This window comes from Pseudomonas sp. NFACC39-1 (assembly GCF_900110355.1).
GTDB classification, from domain to species: domain Bacteria; phylum Pseudomonadota; class Gammaproteobacteria; order Pseudomonadales; family Pseudomonadaceae; genus Aquipseudomonas; species Aquipseudomonas tehranensis.
In genome coordinates this window covers 319,735-342,772 of record NZ_FODL01000004.1, presented here as the reverse complement: position 1 = coordinate 342,772, position 23,038 = coordinate 319,735, and the positions used below count along the sequence as shown (strand labels likewise).

20 protein-coding genes and 2 pseudogenes are annotated in these 23,038 nt (G+C 60.2%); 13 read left to right on the top strand and 9 right to left on the bottom strand.

The window, feature by feature from the left end; translation table 11 throughout:
• Positions 1-402: 402 nt before the first annotated feature.
• From BMY45_RS11010 to BMY45_RS11000, 3 genes are all read left to right on the top strand, one after another.
• Positions 403-1,761 carry a TolC family outer membrane protein gene (locus BMY45_RS11010; protein WP_092397461.1) on the top strand — a complete coding sequence of 453 codons (1,359 nt, stop codon included), beginning with the start codon at positions 403-405 and terminating at the stop codon, positions 1,759-1,761.
• Between the two features lie 30 nt (positions 1,762-1,791).
• Entirely contained in the window at positions 1,792-3,948 is a 2,157-nt protein-coding gene (locus BMY45_RS11005) for a type I secretion system permease/ATPase (RefSeq protein WP_092397759.1), read from the top strand.
• Between the two features lie 193 nt (positions 3,949-4,141).
• Complete coding sequence (locus BMY45_RS11000) at positions 4,142-5,506, top strand: HlyD family type I secretion periplasmic adaptor subunit (RefSeq protein WP_092397459.1); 1,365 nt, start codon at positions 4,142-4,144, stop codon at positions 5,504-5,506.
• 148 nt (positions 5,507-5,654) lie between these two features.
• Here the strand turns inward: BMY45_RS11000 and BMY45_RS10995 are convergent, their stop codons facing one another.
• Positions 5,655-6,251: a tRNA-uridine aminocarboxypropyltransferase gene (locus BMY45_RS10995; RefSeq protein ID WP_092397457.1), complete on the bottom strand. Its 597-nt coding sequence runs from the start codon at positions 6,249-6,251 to the stop codon at positions 5,655-5,657.
• Positions 6,252-6,260: 9 nt separating this feature from the next.
• Positions 6,261-7,154: a LysR family transcriptional regulator gene (locus BMY45_RS10990; RefSeq protein ID WP_003184133.1), complete on the bottom strand. Its 894-nt coding sequence runs from the start codon at positions 7,152-7,154 to the stop codon at positions 6,261-6,263.
• A gap of 268 nt (positions 7,155-7,422) precedes the next feature.
• On the opposite strand from BMY45_RS10990, the gene speB reads away from it, so the two are divergent.
• From speB to BMY45_RS10970, 4 genes are all read left to right on the top strand, one after another.
• Positions 7,423-8,373 carry an agmatinase gene (speB, locus tag BMY45_RS10985; RefSeq protein WP_003198979.1) on the top strand — a complete coding sequence of 317 codons (951 nt, stop codon included), beginning with the start codon at positions 7,423-7,425 and terminating at the stop codon, positions 8,371-8,373.
• A 9-nt stretch (positions 8,374-8,382) separates the two neighbouring features.
• The gene (locus tag BMY45_RS10980; RefSeq protein ID WP_092397455.1) at positions 8,383-8,808 is read left to right on the top strand and encodes a YybH family protein; all 426 of its coding nucleotides are present in this window, start codon (positions 8,383-8,385) and stop codon (positions 8,806-8,808) included.
• Between the two features lie 52 nt (positions 8,809-8,860).
• On the top strand, positions 8,861-10,405 hold the full coding sequence (locus tag BMY45_RS10975; protein WP_256573640.1) for a purine-cytosine permease family protein: 1,545 nt from the start codon (positions 8,861-8,863) through the stop codon (positions 10,403-10,405).
• Positions 10,406-10,562: 157 nt separating this feature from the next.
• Complete coding sequence (locus BMY45_RS10970) at positions 10,563-11,951, top strand: sodium:solute symporter family protein (RefSeq protein ID WP_092397451.1); 1,389 nt, start codon at positions 10,563-10,565, stop codon at positions 11,949-11,951.
• 270 nt (positions 11,952-12,221) lie between these two features.
• On the opposite strand, the gene BMY45_RS28380 is transcribed toward BMY45_RS10970, so the two are convergent.
• Entirely contained in the window at positions 12,222-12,347 is a 126-nt protein-coding gene (locus tag BMY45_RS28380) for a PA1414 family protein (RefSeq protein ID WP_256244290.1), read from the bottom strand.
• A gap of 140 nt (positions 12,348-12,487) precedes the next feature.
• Positions 12,488-13,381: a putrescine utilization regulator PtrR gene (locus BMY45_RS10965; protein WP_092397449.1), complete on the bottom strand. Its 894-nt coding sequence runs from the start codon at positions 13,379-13,381 to the stop codon at positions 12,488-12,490.
• Positions 13,382-13,485: 104 nt separating this feature from the next.
• Here BMY45_RS10965 and BMY45_RS10960 point away from each other — a divergent pair, with 104 nt between their 5' ends.
• Positions 13,486-14,658, top strand: a complete 1,173-nt coding sequence (locus tag BMY45_RS10960; protein WP_092397447.1) for an MFS transporter — start codon at positions 13,486-13,488, stop codon at positions 14,656-14,658.
• Here BMY45_RS10960 and BMY45_RS10955 read toward each other — a convergent pair whose 3' ends face one another.
• Together BMY45_RS10955 and BMY45_RS10950 are read right to left on the bottom strand one after the other, a co-directional pair.
• Positions 14,659-16,107: an NCS1 family nucleobase:cation symporter-1 gene (locus tag BMY45_RS10955; RefSeq protein ID WP_092397445.1), complete on the bottom strand. Its 1,449-nt coding sequence runs from the start codon at positions 16,105-16,107 to the stop codon at positions 14,659-14,661. It abuts the gene before it with no gap.
• A gap of 440 nt (positions 16,108-16,547) precedes the next feature.
• Positions 16,548-17,384: a CvfB family protein gene (locus tag BMY45_RS10950; RefSeq protein ID WP_092397443.1), complete on the bottom strand. Its 837-nt coding sequence runs from the start codon at positions 17,382-17,384 to the stop codon at positions 16,548-16,550.
• Positions 17,385-17,735: 351 nt separating this feature from the next.
• Here BMY45_RS10950 and BMY45_RS10945 point away from each other — a divergent pair, with 351 nt between their 5' ends.
• The 3 genes from BMY45_RS10945 (at position 17,736) to BMY45_RS10935 (ending at position 19,812) form a co-directional block, all read left to right on the top strand.
• Positions 17,736-17,924 carry a hypothetical protein gene (locus BMY45_RS10945; protein WP_025212437.1) on the top strand — a complete coding sequence of 63 codons (189 nt, stop codon included), beginning with the start codon at positions 17,736-17,738 and terminating at the stop codon, positions 17,922-17,924.
• A 195-nt stretch (positions 17,925-18,119) separates the two neighbouring features.
• Positions 18,120-18,836: a TorF family putative porin gene (locus tag BMY45_RS10940; RefSeq protein WP_092397441.1), complete on the top strand. Its 717-nt coding sequence runs from the start codon at positions 18,120-18,122 to the stop codon at positions 18,834-18,836.
• A gap of 109 nt (positions 18,837-18,945) precedes the next feature.
• Complete coding sequence (locus tag BMY45_RS10935) at positions 18,946-19,812, top strand: DUF6279 family lipoprotein (RefSeq protein ID WP_092397439.1); 867 nt, start codon at positions 18,946-18,948, stop codon at positions 19,810-19,812.
• Positions 19,813-19,953: 141 nt separating this feature from the next.
• On the opposite strand, the gene BMY45_RS10930 is transcribed toward BMY45_RS10935, so the two are convergent.
• Positions 19,954-20,346 (bottom strand): transcriptional regulator, encoded by a 393-nt coding sequence (locus tag BMY45_RS10930; RefSeq protein ID WP_092397437.1) that lies wholly within the window; start codon positions 20,344-20,346, stop codon positions 19,954-19,956.
• Between the two features lie 187 nt (positions 20,347-20,533).
• On the opposite strand from BMY45_RS10930, the pseudogene BMY45_RS10925 reads away from it, so the two are divergent.
• Positions 20,534-21,264 (top strand): annotated as a pseudogene (locus BMY45_RS10925) (DUF899 domain-containing protein).
• A gap of 235 nt (positions 21,265-21,499) precedes the next feature.
• On the opposite strand, the gene BMY45_RS10920 reads toward BMY45_RS10925, so the two are convergent.
• Together BMY45_RS10920 and BMY45_RS10915 are read right to left on the bottom strand one after the other, a co-directional pair.
• Positions 21,500-21,853 (bottom strand): HigA family addiction module antitoxin, encoded by a 354-nt coding sequence (locus BMY45_RS10920; protein WP_092397435.1) that lies wholly within the window; start codon positions 21,851-21,853, stop codon positions 21,500-21,502.
• The gene (locus BMY45_RS10915; protein WP_092397757.1) at positions 21,787-22,065 is read right to left on the bottom strand and encodes a type II toxin-antitoxin system RelE/ParE family toxin; all 279 of its coding nucleotides are present in this window, start codon (positions 22,063-22,065) and stop codon (positions 21,787-21,789) included. Before BMY45_RS10915 ends, BMY45_RS10920 begins: the two co-directional genes overlap by 67 nt.
• A 688-nt stretch (positions 22,066-22,753) precedes the next feature.
• On the opposite strand from BMY45_RS10915, the pseudogene BMY45_RS10905 reads away from it, so the two are divergent.
• Positions 22,754-23,031, top strand: a pseudogene (locus BMY45_RS10905) (hypothetical protein).
• The last annotated feature ends 7 nt before the right edge of the window (positions 23,032-23,038 follow it).

The following is a 23,038-nucleotide window of genomic DNA, read 5'->3' as shown; positions in this document are numbered from 1 at the left end:
TGGCGCTCCGGTTGGCAGCCAGGAAATCTGGAAAATCTGCCAGCTTTGGTGGACGCAAAAGGCGCTAGCTATTCGCCACAATGACAAAAAACCGTCACTGAAAACCGCCTTGCAAATCGTCCTTTTCAGCACCTCTTCACATCGTTTCAAATTGATGATGGAACTTTATTGACGCCCAAAATCCGTCAGGACCCGCAGATTCAAAGGCTTTCGCTTTGAACAATGTGCCGCTTTTTTCCAAGCACATAAGTTTTTTTTGGCATAAGCGTTATGAGAAATTCTTCTTAGGTTTTGCGCAGGATGTTCTTAGCTGTGTTGTTACAAGCTTGAAACGGTTTTGATCTTAAATACGTCAATATATTGGCGACAGCGAAGTACAACAGACCTCAGGAGATGCACCCCATGCGCGTTCTTTCCCCCCTCTGCAGCGCGGTTTTGCTGGCCATGGCCTGCTCTTCTTCTGCGCAGGCCATGTCGTTGACCGAAGCGATCCAGAGCACCATTGCGACTCACCCGGAATTGGCACAACGGGTCGATAGCCGTCTGTCGGCCAATGAAGACGTCAAGGTCGCCAGAGGGGGGTTCTTCCCATCGGTGGATTTGAATGCCGGCTACGGGCGGGGCTACAGCGACAACACCAATACCCGAGCGCTGGGCAATCACCACACCAACATCCTGACTTACACCCAGTCGGAACTGCGCCTGCGGCAAATGCTGTTTGACGGGTTCAACACCGCCAATGAAGTGGAACGCACCAAAGGCGTGGTCAATTCCCGGGCCTACTACGCCCAAGGCACCGCCCAGGACCTGGCGCTACGCACCATCGAGGTTTATCTAGAAGTGCTCAAGCGTCGCGAGCTGGTGACCCTGGCCAAAAACAACCTGCAGGCTCACCTACGGGTCAACGACCAGATCGGCCTGCGCACCGAGCGTGGCGTGGGCAGTACCGCCGACTCCGATCAGTCCAATGCCCGTCGGGCCCTGGCGGAAAACAACTACGACACCGCCCAGGTCGACCTGGCCGACGCCGAGGCTAACTTCTACAGCGTGGTCGGGCGCATGCCCGATGAGCTGGAAACCCCGCCCTCGACCAAAGGCGAAATGCCCGCTGACCTGCGCGAAGCCCAGCAGAGCATGGTGGATAACAACCCCTACCTGAAATCGGCCCAGGCCGACGTGCAGTCCGCCGAAAGCCAGTATGAAGTGGCCAAGTCGCCGTTCTACCCGCGTTTCGACGCCGAGGCGGCGGTGGGCGCCAATAACAACCTCGGTGGCGAAGAAGGTCACGACAACAACTGGCGGGTCGGTGTGGTGATGAACTACAACCTGTTCCGCGGCGGCAGCGACAAGGCGCGGTTGGCGTCCAATGCTCACCAGATCAACCAGGCCATGGACATCCGCAACAACGCCCTGCGTCAACTCAACGAAGACACGCGCCTGGCCTGGAACGCGATGCTCAACGCCCGCAAGCAGACCCCTACCGCCCGGGAATACGCCGAAACCACCTCCCGTGTACGCGCCGCCTATCAGGATCAGTTCGGTCTCGGCCAGCGGACCCTGCTCGATGTGCTCGACAGCGAAAACGAGCTGTACAACGCCAACCGTCGCTACACCGAGGTGCGGTACACCGAGGAATACTCGATGTATCGGGTATTGGCGAACATGGGCCAATTGTTGAGCAAACAGCGGGTGGTGCTGCCGGCCGACGCAGTCGCCCAGACCGAAGTCAAAAACGAAGCGCAGCTGCCCGAACTGAAGTAGGCCCCCTCCAAAAAAATGGGAGCGATCAATGTGACCACGATGGAACCGGTAATCCCCGCCGATCCGCGGCTGAATTTCGATGATCCGTTGCTGGACGGTCTGTTGATCCTCTGCAAACTCCATGGCGCGACAGTCAGCCGCGCCAGCCTTGGCGCCGGGCTTCCAATGGCGCACCAACGTCTGAGCCTGGACCTGCTGCCACGCGCAGCGGCCCGGGCCAGTTTGCAGGCGCGCCTGCTACGCCGCGACCTGGCCGATATTTCGCCACTCAACCTGCCGGTGATGCTTATTCTGGCCGGTGGCCGCTGCGCCGTGTTGCGACGCTGGGGCGAGGACGGCCAGGCGCTGATCCTGCCCAGCGAAGCCGACGGTGGCGAGCAGTGGGTCAGCCGCGACGAACTGAACGCCGTCTACAGCGGCCAGGCGTTGTTCGCCCGGCCGCGCCATGAACTCGAAGACCTGCGCGCGCCCTTGGTTCCACGGGTCGAGGCCTGGTTTCGCGACACCTTGAAACTGTCGCGCTGGCTGTACAGCGACGCGATCCTGGCGAGTTTCCTGATCAACCTGCTGGGGTTGATGGTGCCGCTGTTCGTCATGCAGACCTACGACCGTGTGGTGCCGAACCAGGCCACGTCGACTTTGTGGGTGCTGGCCGTCGGTCTGTTGATCGGCACCGGTTTCGAACTGGTGTTGCGCGTGGTGCGCGCCCATCTGCTGGACACCGCCGGCAAGAAGACCGACGTGATCCTTTCCGCCACCCTGTTCGAACGCATCACCGGCATGGCGATGAAGGCCAAACCGGTCACCATCGGCGGCTTCGCCCAAAGCATCCATGACTTCCAGGGGCTGCGCGAATTCCTGACCGCTGTCACCCTGACCAGCCTGATCGACCTGCCCTTCGCCGTGCTGATGCTGGTAGTGATCGGCCTGCTGGGCGGCTGGCTGGTGGTGATTCCGGTGGTGGCTTTTCCGCTCACCATTATTTTCGCGATGATCATCCAGGCGCGTCTGCGCGACACCGTACAAAAAAGCCTCGCGTTGGGCGCCCAGCGTCAGGCATTGCTGATTGAAACCCTCGGCGGCCTGGAAACCCTCAAGGCCTGCAGTGCCGAAAGCGAGCGCCAGCACCAATGGGAAAGCACCCACGGTGCCCTCACCCGCCTGGACAGCCACGCGCGCAGCCTCTCGGCGCTGGCCACCAACGGCACGCTGTTCCTGCAACAACTGGCCGGCATGGCGACCATCGTCGCCGGGGTCTACAGCATCATCGCCGGCAACCTCAGCGTCGGCGCGCTGGTGGCGACCTACATGCTCGGCAGCCGGGTGCTGGCGCCGCTGGGGCAGATCGCCGGGCTGATCACCCGTTACCAGCAAGCCCAGCTCACCATGCGCAGCACCGATGCGCTGATGGCGCTGCCCCAGGAGCGCGATGCCAAACAACGGCCGCTGGATCGCACCCAACTGCAAGGCGCACTGGACGTCAGCGGCGTGACCTTCCATTACAACGACCAGAACGCCCCGGCGCTGGCGAAGGTGAGTTTCAGCCTCAAGCCCGGCGAACGGGTTGGGATCATCGGTCGCAGTGGCTCGGGCAAAAGCACCCTGGCGCGCCTGGTGATGGGCTTTTATGAGCCCCAGGAAGGCCAGTTGCTGCTCGATGGGCTGGACCTTCGGCAACTGGACGTGGCGGACCTGCGCCAGCAGATCGGCTATGTCGCCCATGACCTGCCGCTGCTGGCCGGCAGCCTGCGGGACAACCTCACCCTGGGTGCCCGCTACATCAGCGATGCACGCATGCTGGAAGTGGCGGAACTGACCGGCGTCACCGAACTGGCCCGCCAGCATCCCCAGGGCTTCGACCGTCCGGTAGGCGAGCGCGGGCAGTTGCTCTCCGGTGGGCAGCGCCAGGCCGTGCTACTGGCTCGCGCCCTGTTGCTCGATCCGCCGATCCTGCTGCTGGACGAACCCACCAGCGCCATGGACAACAGCAGCGAAGACGTGTTGCGGCAAAAGCTTCATACCCATGTGCAGGGCAAGACGGTGCTGCTGGTGACCCACCGCACGTCGATGCTTAGCCTGGTGGACCGGCTGGTGGTGCTCGACAACGGCCGGATTGTGGCCGATGGGCCGAAGGAAGCGGTGATTGAGGCACTGCGCAAAGGGCGGGTGGGGTCTGCGGCGGTTTAACAGCCCACACAACACCTGTGGCGAGGGGATTTATCCCCGCTGGGCTGCGAAGCAGCCCTAACCCTGACACCTCGGTGTATCAGACAGATTGAGTTGACTGTCTTGGGGCCGCTTCGCAGCCCAGCGGGGATAAATCCCCTCGCCACAAAAGCAGCACCTAGCTCTATTTCACTTAACCGACGGGTATCGCATCATGTCTGCTCAAACACCCGATTCTGCCGCCCGAAGCTACTTCGGCAGTTTCAGCAAAAGCGCTGAAAGCGAGTTCATGCCGGAAACCGCCGGTGCCGCGCTGCAGGATTCACCACGGCGCTCGCGGGTCACCGTGTGGCTGGCGGCCGGGTTGATCATCACCGCACTGGTGTGGGCCAAACTGGCAGTCTTGCAGGAAGTGACCACCGGCGAAGGCAAGGCCATTCCCTCGAGCAAGATTCAAGTGATCCAGAACCTGGAGGGCGGCATCGTCACCGAGATTTTCGTGCGCGAAGGCCAGATGGTGAACAAGGGCGACACCCTGCTGCGCCTGGACGACACGCGGTTTCTATCGAACAAGGGCGAAAGCGAGGCCGACCGTTATGCGCTGACCGCCCAGGTCGAACGCTTGTCGGCCGAAGCCGAAGGCCGGCCTTTCCAACTGTCCGCTGAAGTCATCAGCAAAGCCCCGCAGGTGGCCGAGGACGAACGCTCGCTGTATGAACAACGGCAACGGCGCCTGGCCAGCGAACAGCGGACGCTGACCGAACAACTGCGGCAGAAAACCCAGGAACTGGCGGAGTTTCGCTCCAAGCAGGGCCAGTTCAGTTCCAGCCTGGCCTTGCTGCAAGAGGAAATGAACATGTCGGCGCCGCTGGTGCGCACCGGGGCCGTGTCGCCGGTAGAAATCCTGCGGCTCAAACGCAGCGCGGTGGAAATCCGTGGCTCGCTCAACGCCACGACCCTGGCGATTCCTCGGGCCGAATCGGCGATCAACGAGATCAAGAGCAAGATCGACGAATCGGAACAATCCTTCCGCTCCGAAGCGGCCAAGGAACTCAATGAGAAACGCACGGAGTTGTCAAAAATCACCGCTTCGAGCATTGCCATCGACGACCGCGTGACCCGCACCACCGTGGTCTCGCCGGTACATGGGGTGATCAAGCAACTCAAGGTCAACACCATCGGCGGCGTGGTCCAGCCGGGCAGCGACATGGCAGAAATCGTGCCGCTGGAAGACAACCTGCTGATCGAAGCCAAGGTCCGTCCCCAGGACGTGGCCTTTCTGCATCCGGGCCAGAAGGCCATGGTCAAGTTCAGCGCCTACGACTACACGATCTACGGCGGGATGAGCGCCAGGCTCGAACTGATCGGCGCCGACACCATCACCGATGACAAGGGCAACAGCTTCTACCTGATCCAGGTGCGCACCGATAAAAACCACTTGGGCGGCGATGCCAAACCGTTGTTGATCATTCCAGGGATGGTGGCGACGGTGGACATCATTACCGGGGAGAAAAGTGTGCTGGATTACTTGCTTAAGCCGGTGTTGAAAGCGCGGACTGAGGCGATGCGCGAGCGCTGATTTTTGCTGGGATATGCGGTGATTGAGCGGCCGCCTTCGCGAGCAAGCCCGCTCCCACAATGGATCTGCGACGAATACAAATTTCGCGGCCGCAGGAGATCACCTGTGGGAGCGGGCTTGCTCGCGAAGAGGCCAGCGAAGACACCCCTTATTCCTGAGCATGGTTACGCTGGAAGGTCTGCTCCCCCATCGCCGCAATCTGCCCCTCGATCAACGCCTCGAACGGCCTCAGCAACGGCTCAAAACTTGTTTGCGCCTCAAGGGTTTGCAGTGCCTGGACAACTGCTTCCACCGTCGACAACGCCCCCGGCCCTGGCGCCTTGCGCAAGCGGTAACGAGACACACCGGTTTCGGCCAGCGTCACCCTCGGCAGCGCCGCCAACAGAGGGTTGAGGTGCAGCAACTTGCGCGCCTTGCGCCAGGTGCCGTCCGGCACGACCAACAGCAGCGGATCGTCAGACGGCGCATACGCCTGCATGGGCTGCGCCTCTTCGCCGGGAAACAACAGCCGCGCCTGATAACCCGGTTGATTGAGCAACCCGGACAAATCCTCGAACACCTCGCCCACGATCAACTCGGCATTATTGAGCCCCAACGCCGCCAGCCGTGCGGTGTTCAGGGCATGGTTCACCTCGCTGGGATGCTGCAACAACAGCACCCGAGTGCGGCTGTCGAGGCTGGGGATCAGCGGGCACAGGCAATGGCTTTGCGGCCTGTGGCAGCGCGGACAATGAATTCTGGACATGACGGCACCTCAGGCCTGGTTGAGCTGCGCTTTGAGCAGGTCGCGAAACGTCTGGATCAGCGGCTCTCGGCTGCGGCCACGGCGTACGATCATCGAAAACGGTGCCTGATAACCAAAAGTGGCCGGCAGCAGCACGCGCAAATCGCCCTTGTCCACCCAGGCCTGAGCGTAGTGTTCGGGCAGATAGCCGACGTAGGCGCCGGACAATACCAGGATCAACTGCGCCTCCATGCTCTCCACCGTCGCCGCGCTGTGCTTGAAGCCGTGGCGGGCCAGCTCGGCCTGGCTCCAGTAACCGCGTCCGACCATGCGCTGCTGCGTGATGACTTGCTCAGGGATACGCCGCTCGTTGAACAGCGGGTGACGGTTGCTGCAATACAACCAGTGCTGCTCACGGTACAACGGCATGTAGACCAACCCGCTCATGCGCGTGGAAAACGCGCCGATGGCCAGGTCCAGGCGGTTGTCCTGCACGCCCAGTTGCAGTTCGTACGGGCTCATGACCGACAGGTGCAGGTGGACTGCCGGATGCTCCTGGCTGTAGGCGCCGATGGCTTCGGCGAACGGCAGGGCTTTGTCGCTGACGGTGGAATCGATCACCCCCAGGTTCAGCGTGCCGCGCAACTCGCCCTTCAGCGCCGCGGCGTATTGCTCGAACCCTTCAAGCTCACCCAACAGACGCAGGGTTTCCTGGTGGAACAACTCGCCCTTGCTGGTCAGGCTGAACCCGCCCCGCCCACGATGACACAACACCAGGCCCAAGGCTGATTCGAGCTGGCTCATGTAGGTGCTGATGGCCGACGTGGAGAGGTTGAGCTCATGCTGGGCATTGGCGAACCCCTGGTGCCGCACGACGCTGACGAAAATGCGCAGCAGTTTCAGGTCGGGTAGAGCGTTGGCCATTGGGTCTCCCGTTGAATGTGGAACCCTGTAGGAGCTGCCGAAGGCTGCGATCTTGTGCCGGACAATTGGGTCTCGAGTAAAAGACTCAAGATCAAAAGATCGCAGCCTTCGGCAGCTCCTACCGAGTGCGTCAACCAAGAGTCTATCGCTGCCTTGGTCATTAGTTTAGAAAAATCTGAACTAAGTATTTGCCCCTAGCGATTCTTCCGCTCCCAGGCTTTTCGCAAAATCGGCCCCTGATAAATAAAACAACGATGAGGCCCTACCCGTGGACAAGATTCTTCACCAACCACTGGGCGGCAACGAAATGCCGCGCTTCGGCGGCATCGCCACCATGATGCGACTCCCCCATTTGCAAACCGCTGCCGGCCTGGACGCTGCTTTCGTCGGCGTGCCGCTGGACATCGGCACCTCCCTACGCGCCGGCACCCGTTTCGGGCCCCGCGAGATCCGCGCTGAATCGGTGATGATCCGTCCCTACAACATGGCCACCGGTGCCGCGCCGTTCGACTCATTGTCGGTGGCCGATATCGGTGATGTGCCGATCAACACCTTCAATCTGCTGGACGCCGTGCGGATCATCGAAGAGTCGTACCACAAGATCCTGGAACACAACGTCATTCCCCTGACCCTGGGCGGCGATCACACCATCACCCTGCCGATCCTGCGGGCTATCCACAAGAAACACGGCAAGGTCGGCCTGGTGCACATCGATGCCCATGCCGATGTGAACGATCACATGTTCGGTGAGAAAATCGCCCACGGCACCACCTTCCGCCGCGCCGTGGAAGAAGGCTTGCTCGATTGCGACCGCGTGGTGCAAATCGGCCTGCGGGCCCAGGGCTACACCGCCGATGACTTCAACTGGAGCCGCAACCAGGGTTTCCGCGTCGTCCAGGCCGAAGAGTGCTGGCACAAATCCCTCGCACCGTTGATGGCCGAAGTGCGCGAAAAAGTCGGCGGCGGCCCGGTGTACCTGAGCTTCGACATCGATGGCATCGACCCGGCTTGGGCGCCCGGGACCGGCACCCCGGAAATCGGCGGCCTGACCACCATCCAGGCCATCGAAATCGTGCGTGGTTGCCAGGGCCTGGACCTGGTCGGTTGCGATCTGGTAGAAGTCTCGCCGCCTTACGACACCACCGGCAACACCTCGCTGCTGGGCGCCAACCTGCTGTACGAGATGCTCTGCGTACTGCCCGGCGTGGTTCATCGCTGAGGCGCGGTCATGAACGATCAGGATCAAGTGCTCAAGGCCGTTGCCGACCTGGTGTCGGCCTTCGCCCGCAATGACCGTGACGCCTACTTCGGCGCCTTCACACCCGACGCGAGTTTCGTGTTCTACACCCTCGAACAACCTCTGCTGTCGCGCGATGCCTACCAGGCGTTGTGGGATCGCTGGCGGTCCGAGGATGGCTTCGAGGTGCTGTCGTGTACCTCGAGCAACGCCTTCGTCAACCTGCAAGGGGACGTGGCGATTTTCATCCATGACGTGGCCACCGAGTTGCGCATGCAAGGGGAGCGACACTTTAGCCAGGAGCGCGAAACCATCCTGTTGCGCAAGCAGGACGGACGCACACAAGAACAACAGGGCCTATGGCTGGCCTGCCATGAACATTTGTCCGCGATGCCGGAAGGGCTGCCACCCCCTTAGCCAAACAGGCGACGCCTCACACTCGATGAGCGCGCCTTTATGATCGGAGCAGATCATGCATAACAATAACGACAACAGCCTTACGCAAATCGAAACCAACGGGGTCGAACAGATCCCGGACCATGAACGGACCGCTGGCCCGACGGATCTGTTTCGACTGATCTTCGGCGGCGCCAACACCTTTGCCACCGCCGTGCTCGGCAGTTTCCCGGTGCTGTTCGGCCTCTCGTTCCAGGCCGGGGTCTGGGCGATTGTGCTGGGGGTGGTAGTCGGTTCGATCATCCTCGCGCCCATGGGTCTGTTCGGCCCGCTCAACGGCACCAACAACGCGGTGTCCTCCGGGGCGCATTTCGGCGTACACGGGCGGATCGTTGGCTCGTTCCTGTCGCTGCTGACGGCCATCGCGTTCTTCTCCCTGTCGGTGTGGAGTTCGGGCGATGCGTTGATCGGTGGCGCCAAGCGCTTGATCGGTTTACCGGAAACCGACCTGAGCCTGGGCCTGGCCTACGGCCTGTTCGCCCTGCTGGTATTGACGGTGTGCATCTACGGCTTTCGCTTCATGTTGTGGGTCAACCGCATCGCCGTTTGGGCCGCCAGCCTGCTGTTTCTGCTCGGTATCTTTGCCTTTGCACCCAACTTCGACAGCCAGTTCGCCGGCACCGTCGGCCTCGGCCAGCCAGGCTTCTGGGCGGCGTTCATCGGCGCGGCACTGGTCGCCATGAGCAACCCGATTTCCTTCGGCGCGTTCCTCGGTGACTGGTCGCGCTACATCCCGCGCAACACGCCCAAGCGGCGCATCATGCTGGCGGTGATCGCCGCGCAACTGGCGACGCTGATCCCGTTCCTGTTCGGCCTTGCCACCGCCACCATCGTGGCGATCAAGGCGCCGGACTACATCGCGGCCAACAACTACGTGGGCGGCCTGCTGGCGGTCTCGCCGGGCTGGTTCTTCCTGCCGGTGTGCCTGATCGCGGTAATCGGCGGCATGTCCACTGGCACCACGTCGCTGTATGGCACCGGGCTGGACATGTCCAGCGTGTTCCCTCGAGTTCTGTCGCGGGTCAAGGCAACGCTGCTGATCGGCGTGCTGTCGATTGCCTTCATCTTCATCGGGCGCTTCGCCGCCAACCTGGTGCAAAGCGTATCGACCTTCGCCGTGCTGATCATCACCTGCACCACGCCATGGATGGTGATCATGATCATCGGCCTGCTGGTGCGCCGCGGCTTCTACTGCCCGGATGACCTGCAAGTGTTCACCCGTGGCGAAACCGGCGGGCGCTACTGGTTCAGCCACGGCTGGAACTGGCGCGGCCTGGGGGCCTGGATTCCCAGCGCGCTGGTGGGGCTGTGCTTCGTCAACCTGCCTGGGCAGTTCGTCGGACCGCTGGGTGAGCTGGCCGGCGGCATCGACATCGGCCTGCCGGTGACCCTGGGCCTGGCCTCGGTGATTTACCTGGTGCTGCTGGGGCTGTTCCCAGAGCCGGCGGCGGTGTACGGGCCGGACGATCCGCGTAGCAAGGGTTCGGTCTCAACGAGCGCTGAACCTGTGGCGAGGGGATTTATCCCCGCTGGAGCGCGCAGCGCTCCCAAACCCTGACATTTCAGTGTGCCTGACAGATTGAGTTGACTGCCATGGGGCGGCTGCGCAGCCCAACGGGGATAAATCCCCTCGCCACAACGGCAACGCTCGACTCAATCTGCCCATGGCGCCATCTCGACCTCACTATAAAAAAGACAATCGGAGACACGCCATCATGGCTTTGGATTTAATCGTCGTTCTCATCTATGCCACCGGCATGATTGCCCTGGGTTGGTACGGCATGCGCCGCGCCAAGACCCGTGACGACTACCTGGTCGCCGGGCGCAACCTCGGCCCGGGCTTTTACCTGGGCACCATGGCCGCCACCGTTCTGGGCGGCGCCTCCACCATCGGCACGGTGCGGCTGGGCTACGTCCATGGGATTTCCGGGTTCTGGCTGTGCGGCGCTATCGGTCTGGGCATCGTCGGCCTGAGCCTGTTTCTTGCCAAACCGTTGCTCAAACTCAAGATCTACACCGTGACCCAAGTGCTGGAGCGCCGCTACAACCCGGCCGCGCGCCACGCCAGTGCGCTGATCATGCTGGTTTATGCGTTGATGATCGGCGCGACCTCGACCATCGCCATCGGCACGGTGATGCAGGTGTTGTTCGGCCTGCCCTTCTGGGTTTCGATCCTGGTGGGCGGCGGCGTGGTGGTGCTGTATTCCACCATCGGCGGCATGTGGTCGCTGACCCTCACCGACATCGTGCAGTTCTTGATCATGACCGTCGGCCTGGTGTTCCTGCTGATGCCGATGTCCATCAGCGATGCGGGCGGCTGGGACGCGATGGTGGCGGCCTTGCCGGCCAGCTATTTCGATTTCACCGCGATTGGCTGGGACACCATCCTCACCTACTTCCTGATCTACTTCTTCGGCATCTTCATTGGCCAGGACATCTGGCAACGGGTATTCACCGCTCGCAGCGAAGGTGTGGCGAAGGTAGCCGGCACCGCCGCCGGCCTGTACTGCGTGCTGTACGGCCTGGCCGGGGCATTGATCGGCATGGCCGCCAAGGTATTGCTGCCGGATCTGGAAAACGTCAACAACGCCTTTGCCAGCGTCGTTCAGACCAGCCTGCCCAACGGCATTCGCGGGCTGGTGATCGCCGCGGCCCTGGCAGCCTTGATGTCCACCGCCGCGGCCGGCCTGCTGGCAGCCTCCACCACCGTGGTCCAGGACCTGCTCCCGCGTCTGCGCCAGGGTCGTGAAAGCGGCAATGGCGACGTTCATGAAAACCGCATCGCGACCCTGCTGCTGGGTGTGGTGGTGTTGGGCATCGCTTTGGTGGTGAGCGATGTGATCAGTGCCCTGACCCTGGCCTACAACCTGTTGGTGGGCGGCATGCTGATTCCGCTGATCGGTGCCATCTACTGGAAACGCGCAACCACCGCCGGCGCGATCACCAGCATGTCACTGGGCTTTCTCACTGCGCTGTTCTTCATGATCAAGGACGGCCTGGATGCCAACACGCCGATCTACTACAGCCTGAGCGTGGCGCTGGTGAGTTTTGTGCTGGTCAGTCTGTTGTCGCCACGGTCGAAGGTGATGGCCAAGGCGGTCTGAAAGCAGTTTTTCTTCGAGGGTGTGGCGTCGGTGGCCACACCTTTTTTTGCCCTTTTGTATCGCTCAGTTCCGGACGATGAAAAACCTGTGGGAGCGAGCCTGCTCGCGATGGCGGTGTATCAGTCAATATCAATGGTGGCTGATCCGCCGCTATCGCGAGCAGGCTCGCTCCCACAGAGATTTTCCTTCAAAACAAAAAAAGATCGCAGTCTCAGGCTGTTTCAACTGAAACAGTCTGAGACTGCGATCTCTCCAATATTCGCGGTGTCTTTACCGCCGGCGCGGCTGGCGGCGCTGCTCGTCATCGGTGCGGATAGGGATCGGTTGCATGGGCGGCTCGATCAGGCCGAGCGCGACACCCAAGTCGTGAAGCCAGTTCTGGATTTTCTCTTTCATCGTGGTGCCCCCTTCAGGGTGGTACGAGCGGCAAAATTCTGTGGCCCCTTCGCACTGATAATAGTCCGAAGTCCTACGCAATGCTCGTCACACATTGCAATGATCTGTTACTGAATTGATCCAAATCCACCTCCCGGAGTTCAAGCTGATCGCGTCGTCATCATGGGCGCCCGCGGCCAGGCCTGTTGCTGCAGTTCAATCCAGGCAGTGAGATTGGCCCCCACCATGCCTTTGCGCCACATCAGCCAGGTCGTGGCACTGGCAAATGGCTCGGCCAACGGATGCATCCTCACACGCTCGCGGCCCGGCAGGCTGGCGAGCATCGACTCGGACATCAGCGCCACCCCGGAACCGGCGATCACACAGGCCAGCATCCCCTGATAAGACTCAATTTCCATCGCCCGGCCCATGGCCGCATGGTCATGGGCAAACCAGGCTTCCAGCCGCATGCGGTAGGAACAGCCCTGGCGAAAGGTGAATACCGAGCGGCCCTGGACATCCAAGGCACTGCGCACTGGCGGGTGATCGGCCTCGGTGATCAGCACCAGCCGCTCGTCGCACAACGGCACGCCATCCAACCCCGCCAGCTCCAATGGGCCGTCCACCAGTGCCGCGTCAAGGCGCCCGGTGAGCAAGCCTTCGAGCAGTTCACCGCTGGGCGCCGACTGCACCTGCAAGTTCACCGCCGGGTACGTGCGGTGATAACCAGCCAGCAGGTCCGGCAGATGAATCGCCGCCGTGCTGTACATCGTACCCAACACAAAATCCCCGGCCGGTTGCCCGCCCTGCACGGCAGCATGGGCTTCGTCGTGCAGAGCAAAAAGCTTGATCGCGTAGTCCAGCAGGACTTTTCCCGCTGGCGATAGCTGCAAACGCTGACGCTCGCGCAGGAAAAGATCCACGCCCAGTTGCTCCTCAAGCTGCTTGAGCCGGGTCGAGAGGTTCGATGGCACCCGGTGCAACCGCTCGGCAGCGCGGGTAATGGAGCCTTCCTCGGCCACGGCCTGGAAAATCCGCAATTGGCTGAACTCCACGACACTCTCCAAAAATGAACAAGTTACTCACTATTATTCATTTTTAATGAAAGTCAATCGGTCCTAGCCTGACGGTCATTCGCCTCAACGCCGGAGACCCCGACATGTCACCTCTGATTCGCCTGCTCGGCAGCTTTATCGCCCTGATGATGGCCATGGGCATTGGCCGCTTCGCCCTAACGCCGCAGTTACCTCATTTAATCGGCGAAGGTCAGATCGACTTGACCGCCGCCGGTCTGATTGCCGCCGCCAACTACCTGGGGTATTTCCTCGGAGCGCTGGACGCCATGTTCGCCCACCGCCCTGAGCAGGTGCGGCGGCGTTTGATCGGGGGCCTGTGGTTGTGCGTGTTGCTGACCCTGGCCTCGTTCTGGGCCTGGGGCTTCTGGCCCCACTTGGCGCTGCGCTTCGGCACCGGTGTGGCCAGTGCCTGGGTCATGGTGATGATCACCGCCCTGAGCCAACCGCTGGCCGCAGCGGCGGGACGGCCACGCCTCGGCGCTCTGGTGTTCGCCGGGCCGGGGTTGGGGATATTCCTCACAGGTTTGCTCGCCCTGGGCTCGAACCTGCTGGGCCAGACGTCCGCCATTTTGTGGCTGGTGTATGCCGGCGTAGCATTGGCGATGTTGCTGGTCATCCTGCCGATCTTGCCAAAACCCACCGCCGCCGCGACCGTGGCTGTCCCGGTCACACTGTCGCCCAACCGCAGCATCGTCCGGCTCGGTGTGGTGTACGCCCTGTACGGCTTGGGTTACATCATTCCCGCCACCTTCCTGTCGCAGATGGCTTCGACGCAGTTTCATGGGCAATGGCAGGCCGATCTGTTCTGGCCCTGCTTCGGCCTGGCCGCCGCCCTCGGCGTGGTGCTGGTGAGCTTGCGGCGGCCCAACCCGGCCACCACTGGCCGCTGGCTGATCGGTACGTTATGGCTGCAAGCCGCTGGCGTATTTGCCTGCCTGCTCGGCAGCGGGCCGGGGCTGGCGTTGGGGGTCATCCTGTGTGGCACGCCATTTCTGGCCTGCATGCAACTGGCCGTGCTGCGCTCCCGCGAACTGGCACCCCACAGCCTTCAACGCAACGCCGCACTGCTCACTGCGTTCTTTGCCGTCGGCCAGCTCAGCGGACCGTTGCTGGCGGCGCTGAGCAGCCACTTCGGCGGTGGTTTGCATCCGGCGCTGATCGTTGCCGGCAGCGGTTTCGTGCTGGCGGGCGGACTCTTGCTGCGGCCCGCCGGTCGGGACGCAGCGAGCCCTTGCGCTCGGACCGCCCTGCGTTGATCAGGCTTGACCGGCCGGGCTCAACGATGGCTGCGGCGCCAACTCACGCCGCGCCAAGGCGAAGTACAACACCCCGCCCAGGAAGCAACCGGTGAACCAGGCAAAATTAGCCATCGCTTGCAGCATCGGCGTGAACGTAATCGCCACGCCCATCAACGTCGCCGGCACCAGTGCCTTGACCGCCGTCCAGTTGATGCCGCCACTGTAGTAATAACGCCCGCTTGGGCCGTCGTTGAACAACGCATCCACATCGATCTGCTGTTTTTTGATCAGGTAGTAATCCACCAGCAGAATCCCGAACAGCGGACCAATGAACGCTGCCAGCACGTCCAGGGTGTAGTGAATCACTTCGGGGTTGTTGAACAGATTCCACGGTGTGATGAAAATCGACGCCAGCGCCGCAATCATGCCGCCGGCACGCCAGCTGATCTTGCTGGGCGCAACGTTGGCGAAGTCGAACGCCGGGGATACAAAATTGGCGACGATATTGATGCCGATGGTGGCCGTCACAAAGGCAAAAGCCCCCAGTAACACCGCCACGTCGTTATCAATACGCGCCACGGTGGCGATCGGGTCGTGGAGCATTTCGCCGAACACTGGCAAGGTCCCGGAGACAATCACCACGGTCACCAGGGAGAACGCCAGGAAATTCACCGGCAGCCCCCAGAAGTTGCCACGGCGCACGTCAGACATGCTCCGGCAGTAACGACTGAAATCGCCAAAATTCAGGGTCGGGCCGGAGAAGTACGACACCACCAACGCGGTCGCTACGATCACCTGACCAAACGCTTGCCAGCCGGACAACGACTTCTCCGCCAAGGTGAAATTGATGTTGCTCCAGCCGGCTTTCCATACGATCCAGCCGGCCAACAGAAACATAACGGCGTACACCACCGGTCCGGCCCAGTCAATAAAACGGCGAATCGACTCCATACCGGCCCAGAACACCAGCGCCTGAACGAACCACAAGCTGAGGAAACCGAACCAGCCCAAGTAGGACAAACCAGCAAATTGCGGCGTGGCGTAGGCTTCCATCGAAGGAAAAAACCGCAACACCACGATAATCAGCGCACTGGAGGCCAAGTACGTCTGAATTCCATACCAGGCCACCGCGATCAAGCCGCGGATCACCGCAGGAATATTCGCACCGAATACCCCAAACGCCAGGCGACAGATCACCGGATACGGCACCGCCGCTTGCTGGCTCGGCTTGGCGACCAGGTTGGCGATCAACTGCACGATGCAGATGCCGCAGAGCAACGCAATCAACACCTGCCAACTCGCCAGCCCCAACGCGAACAGGCTGGCCGCGAACACATAACCGCCGACGCTGTGCACATCACTCATCCAAAACGCGAAAATGTTGTACCAGTTCCATTTCTGCGGCAGCGGGCCCAAGTCTTCGTTATAGAGACGAGGGCTGTAGCCGTTGGGCAATTGCTCAGACATTGCGGGGCTCCTTTTGAGTACCGCCGTGCCCCCGCATCGCCCAGCTCACCATACTGCGCACGGGAGCCGGCATGGTTTGTATACGGATTACTACGCAGAATGCGTGCCATAGGTTGGAAATGTGAGACAAACTGCGGTGTGTGGCGGGGATGAACGCCGCGCAGGAACAGGCATGCGCCCACGAACAGGGCGCGGGTGCATGCTAAAGGTGCAGGATTTTGTATACAGACGAAAGGCAGACACAGTTCCTGTGGTGAGGGGTAGACCTGTAGGAGCTGTCGAGTGCAACGAGGCTGCGATCTCTCCCCAGACACTTGAGTTTCAAGCGAAAGATCAAAAGATCGCAGCCTTCGGCAGCTCCTACAGGTCTACCCCTCGCCACAGGAACTCCTTTTGGCACAGGAAATCCTTTTGCCACAGATTCCGTTGTTTGCTGAAGATCAGCTCAACTCAATCCGATCAGCATGAATAACAATCTGCCCATTCTTGTACAGCGCGCCAATGGCTTTCTTGAAGTTGCCCTTGCTCACGCCGAACAGGCTGCTGATCAGCACCGGGTCGCTCTTGTCGCTGACCGCCAGCGTGCCGTTATTTTCGCGCAACTTGGCGAGGATCTTGGCGTTCAGGCTCGTCGCAGCTTCCTGACCCACCGGTTGCAAGCTCAGGCTGATCTTGCCGTCCGGGCGGATTTCCTTGATGAAGCCTTTTTCCTGCTTGCCGGCGCGCATGAACTTGAAGATTTCGTTTTTGTGAATCAGGCCCCAGTGCTTGTTATTGATGATTGCCTTGAAGCCCATGTCGGTGGCTTCGGCGACCAGCAAATCGACTTCCTGCCCCGGCGTGTAGTTGGCCGGGGTCTTGTCCAGATAACGGTCCAGGCGCGCCGTGGCGGTGATGCGGCGGGTGTGCTTGTCGAGGTAGACGTGCACCACGCAATATTCGCCGGCGGTCATCTGACGTTTTTCTTCGGAGTACGGCAGCAGCAAATCCTTGGGCAGGCCCCAGTCCAGGAACACGCCGATGCTGTTGACTTCAACCACTTTCAGGCTGGCAAATTCACCGACCTGAACCTTGGGTTTTTCCGTGGTAGCGATCAGTTTGTCGTCGCTGTCCAGATAAATAAAAACATTGAGCCAGTCTTCATCTTCGCTGGGAATATCCTTGGGGATATAACGGTTAGGCAGCAGAATTTCGCCGTCCGCCCCGCCGTCCAGATATAAACCGAAGTGAGTGTGTTTAACCACTTGCAAACTGTTGTAGCGCCCGACTAAAGCCATTTCCAATACCCTCATTGCGTGGGCGGCATTCTACCCGGTTTTGCGGCGTGTTTCGTGGCCTCTGCCGCGCGCGGCCGGGAAGACCTTGCGCAACCATTGATTTCTCTGGGTTTTCGTCGCACAGGCGGCCATTCGTCAGGCGGACGCTGCCCCGCGAGACCGCTTCGGCCATCCACCTTGAAGTTATTTATCCCAGAGGGTTGCTATTTAAAACAGCGACTTAGGGCAATAATGACGGCATAAACAGGGCATTATTCCAACGCCGCGCGAGATAATTGAGGGGGATATTTGCCAAGCAATTGTCAAGTATTTCCTGTACGATGCCTGGCCCAATTAATTATTTACAGGTTAATGGCCGTCATGCGCGTAAAAGCCTCCAACAGCAAATCAAAGCCAGCTCCAGCCGTTGAAACCAGCGAGTCGATCAACGACCAGATCGCTGCGTTCCTTAAGTCCGGCGGGGAAATCCAGCAAATTGCCAAAGGGGTCAGCGGCCAGACATTCGGCCCGTCCAAGCAGATCAGCCTGGGCAAGAAGTAATCATCGCGTCACCTGGTCCCAAAGCGCTTTGAGCTTCGAAGCGCTTGGACTGGAACCTCCCCGCTAGCCCTCATCCCTGCAAAAATCGACGAACGGCCTTCGCTGCCAAGCATTCGCCGGTATGCTTGCACCTCTCTAGCTCAAGTGTTTCAGCTTGATGTCCGTTACTGCTCCTCGCTATCCATGGAGTGAAGCATGCGCATCCCCATTGTTGCCCTGACGCTCAGCCTGCTGGCGTGCCCCTTCGCCCATGGGCAGGTGTTCCAGCGCGAACTCGGCGACTTCGACCTCAAACTCGGCACCACGCCCAGCCGCAGTATGGCCGAGGGGCTGGTCACACCTTCGAGCACCGGCTCGTTTCATGGCGGCCTGGACCTTAGCCACGACAGCGGCTGGTACGTGGGCCAATGGTCGCCAAGCGTTGGCCTGAGCCCTTCGAGCAAACTTGAGGTCGATTCCTACATGGGTTTCAAACAGCCCTTCGACCAGACCCTGGGTTACGAAATCGGCCTGATCCACTACAGCTACCCCACCCTCGACACGCTCGACAGCCAGGAGTTCTTCGGCGGCCTGACCATGCTGGGCAGCCGTTTCGGCGCAGCCTTCAGCAACGACCCGGACAAACAGAACAGCACCTTGTTTGCCGACTTGGGCGGCAACGTGCCGTTTGGCATTGGCGTCAGCGCCAAGTACACCACCCACCAGTACAACTCACCCGTCTCGGTGGAGGACGGTTATGTAGGCAGTTTCAGCGATTGGTCGTTGAAAATTTCCCGCCCTTGGAAGGGTATTGACCTGGACCTGATCTACAGCGACTCAAGCTTGAGCGGCAGCCGTTGCTCAGCGTACTCCGGCCACAACAGCGAATGCGACGGCCTGCTGACCCTCAAGATGGCACACCCTTTTTACTAACCCTTTTTACTAAGCGTTACTTATTCGATCGGCTGAACTGCCGCGCACCTGCCATGCTCAAACAAGACAGTTACGCCTTTGCAACCCATGCCTTCGCAAGGACTCGCTCATGTCGCGCTGGTTCACCCGCATCGCCCTGTTCATGGCCCTGCTGCTCACCGTCACCGCCTGCAGCCGCGTGGGCCTGGCCTACCGCAATCTCGACCTGATCATCCCCTGGACGCTCAACGACTATCTGGACATCAATGGCGAGCAAAAGGACTGGTTCAACGACCGTCTCAATGAACACTTGAACTGGCATTGCACCACACAACTGCCCGGCTACCTTGACTGGCTGGACCGCTTGAAGAACATGGTGCAGACCAATCAGGTGACCGACCAGGCCCTGCAGCAGCGTGCCCGGGAAGCCAAGGCCGCCATCGCCGAAACCGCTCGGGAAATCACGCCATCGGCCATCGAGCTTTTGCAGGGGTTGAACGACGATCAGGTCGCGGACATGGACGCCGCGTTCGTCAAAGACCAGCGCAAACGCCAGCAGCAATACCTCAAGCCGACCTTGCAGCAGCAAATCCAGGAACGCAGCGAACGCATGGAGAAACGCCTGAATGACTGGCTCGGCCCGCTCAGCGAAACTCAGCGCCAACGCGTGCAGGACTGGTCTCGCGCCTTGGGCGATCAGAACCAGCAATGGATCGCCAACCGCGCGCACTGGCAGAACCAGTTCAGCGAAGCTGTGGCCCAGCGCCACCGCCCCGATTTCCCCAAACGCATCGAGCAACTGCTGGTCGACCGCGAAAGCCTATGGACCCCCGCCTACCGCGAAGCCTTCGACAAAACCGAAGCCCAGGCCCGCAGCCTGCTGGTGGACGTAATGGCCGACAGCACCGCGACGCAACGCGAACACTTGCTGAGGAAGATCGACCGGGTGAAAAAGGATTTCAGTGATTTGAAGTGCCTGAAAGCAGCTCGCGCCTAAGAGCCCCAAAAAGCCAATGTGGAGTGAAAAACAAATGTGGGAGCGGGCTTGCTCGCGAAAGCGGTATGTCAGTTAACAGTTATGTCGACTGATACACCGCTTTCGCGAGCAAGCCCGCTCCCACAGGATCTGTGTTCGGCTCTAGGCAATCTGCGCCTTCGAAGCCACCTCATCAAAAGTAAACTCATCCAGCGCATCGTCCTGCTCATCCAGCACCTGGCGCGGATGATCATTGCCCGGGATGCTGCTGTCGATCAGGCTCAGCAACCGCGAGCCACGAGGCGTCAGCACAAAGTTTTCACCATTACCGCCCTCTTCCTCCGGCCGAGGCTCAATATAGCCACGCTCCAGCAGCAACTTTTCGTACTCCCCGGCGACCGCTTTCAGATGATCGAGGTTCTCGATCTCCTCGCCTGCAGCCGCTTTCTCAGCCGCATACCGCTCCGCATAAGGCCGAGGGGTAAAGCTGTGGCCGGCACCGTTCTGCACTTCGTGCAACAACAGCTCGATCAAGTCCCAGTTATAAGTCGTCATCTTGGTCCATCCTCCAAAGAGTGAGATGCCTACTTAAAATGTGACCCAGGCGCTGCGCCGCCGTTCAGCCGGGCTTACCGGTGGGCTATTTCACAAGCCGACCAACGGCCTGTCGAATTCACCCAGGGCCAAACGACCACTGACAGAAGTGCCGAATCAGCGGCTCTGCCACGCAGGAGAATTCACCATGAACGTAGAAAATCATGCCGTCGTCTCGCGGGAAGAATGGCTCGCCGCCCGTCGCCAGCACCTGATCCACGAAAAAGCCTTCACCCGCGAACGCGACAAACTCAGCGCCGAACGCCGCGCCCTGCCCTGGGTAAAAATCGAAAAACCCTACCGCTTCCAAGGCCCCCACGGCGAACTGAGCCTGGCCGACCTGTTCGGCGGCCGCAGCCAACTGATCATCTACCACTTCATGTTCGGCCCCGGTTGACAGAAGGCTGTGATGGCTGCTCATTCCTGTCCGACCACATCGACGGCGCCAACCAACACCTGGCCCACCACGACGTCGCCGTGGTCGCCGTCTCCCGCGCCCCGTTCGCCGAATTCCAGCCGTTCAAACGCCGCATGGGTTGGACCTTCGACTGGGTCTCGTCCAACGGCTGCGACTTCAACTACGACTTCGGCGTCAGCTTCAAGGCCGAAGATGTCGCCGTTGGAAAAGCCTCCTACAACTACGAAAAATCCGACACCACCGAAGGCGAACTCCCCGGCCTGAGCGTCTTCTATCGCAACGAAGCCGGCGACATCTTCCACACCTACTCCACCTACGCCCGCGGCCTGGACATTCTGGTCGGCACCTACAACTACCTCGACCTCACGCCCAAGGGCCGCAATGAAGACGAAATCATGGATTGGGTGCGGCATCATGATAAATACGACGAGGCCAAGCCGCACAGCTGCTGCCACGGCTGATGCGCCAACCCGCCCAGTCGAGCGAGATCCCCGTGGCGAGGGAGCTTGCTCCCGCTCGACTGCGTGGCAGTCGCCTTCTATACCTGCCAACGTAAATAGCGAAGTAATGAAAGATGGGCAACTGAGGACCACCTGTTTTCCAGGCGAGAACCGGACCAGATCACGATTGAAAAAGACAGGCCGATCTCGATTGGTCTGTCTCAAATCCCCACGTCCGGAGACGTTCGAGGTTGATTCAGGCGAAAGCGAGCTTTCTTACCTGCAACAAATCAACATGCTGACGAGCCACCCACAGATCATAAGCATCCTGCATCGCCAGCCAACTCTCCGGCGAACGGCCAAGCGCTACAGACAGCCGCAGCGCCATTTCAGGCGAAACACGGCTAGTGCCCTTTAAGACACGGCTCAGTGTCGAGGGAGCTACACCGAGCTTTTCCGCCAGCTCACGACCACTGATACCGTTCGGCTCCAGATAAATCTCGGCAATGAACTCCCCGGGATGGGGAGGGTTGTGCATGTTCATCAGTGATAATCCTCGTAGTCCAGGACGTAAGCGTTTCCGTCGCGAAACTCGAACGTCAGCCGCCAGTTGCCGTTCACCATGACTGACCAGCGTCCACGCATTTCGCCTTTTAGCGGGTGAAGGCGGAAACCGGGGATATCCATGTCATCAATCGTCATGGCTGTATTCAAGGCCGCTAGCTGCATTCGTAGCCGCTTGGCGTGAGCGGGTTGCACGCCTGCCGTACTACCCGTTTCGAAGAGCTTGCGTAGCCCTTTGTGTTGAAAAGACTTGATCATGGGAAAGCCTAGCATGTTGCGCAACACGCAACAAAAATATGATATCCCTCAAGACGCTCAAGACATGTATTTAACGACGAGCCACATTGAGGGGGGATCGAAGAGGGAAACTATGGCCTCCGGCTTAGTGGCTTTTCGGGGGGAGATGATGTGGATCACATTGCCGCCCCGTTCGGTGGACACGACCACGCCAATCAACGCTTTGATCGAGACGATGGTTCGACGCGGGTGTCTGTTTACCGAAGACTACTGTCGAAGCCGTCCTTCTAAAATCAGACGCATCCCGTAAAAAAGTACGAAAGATCCTGCACAGAGGTGGAAAACTCCTGCGAAACGGACAGATAGGATTACAACAGGTCGTAGTAAAGGAAACGGGGATTTGTTCCGTTATCGCGATGAGGTATGAAGAGACCAAGCCCACATGGCTGCTGATACGGCTAAAACACAATACTCAGGCCGAGCACCGCCCCGTGGCGAGGGAGCTTGCTCCCGCCCGACTGCGCAGCAGTCGCCTGCGTTGCCTGACCCAAAGCCGACAACCGCTAGGCCAAAGGTCCTACATGAAGCACGGAAAGCGGTGTCTTGTAGCTCAAGAGCAGATCGCCCTATAGTCCCTCGTCGCCCAAAAAGGCGGCCGGGTTTGGCGACCCGATCTACAGAGAGACTCATCACTTTCGAGGCTCTGATTATGACCAGATACATGCCCATCACTGGAATCGACTGCACCCCGGCCACCCTGCTCATCGACACCGAAGCCCCCCTCGACGTCCTTTTCGAAACCGCTGATTACCGCATCCGAACCGTGACCCAGTTATTGGAAAACATCGCGTTTCGTTCGGATATCAGCTCCGACACTCTGGTGCTTTCTGACTTTTGCAAAATGTTGACGATAGCGTTGCGGGATGGGTGTGATGTGATGTGATGGACGTGATTGGGAGGCGGTTACGGGCGCAGGCTGCGGAATAAAGGGGAA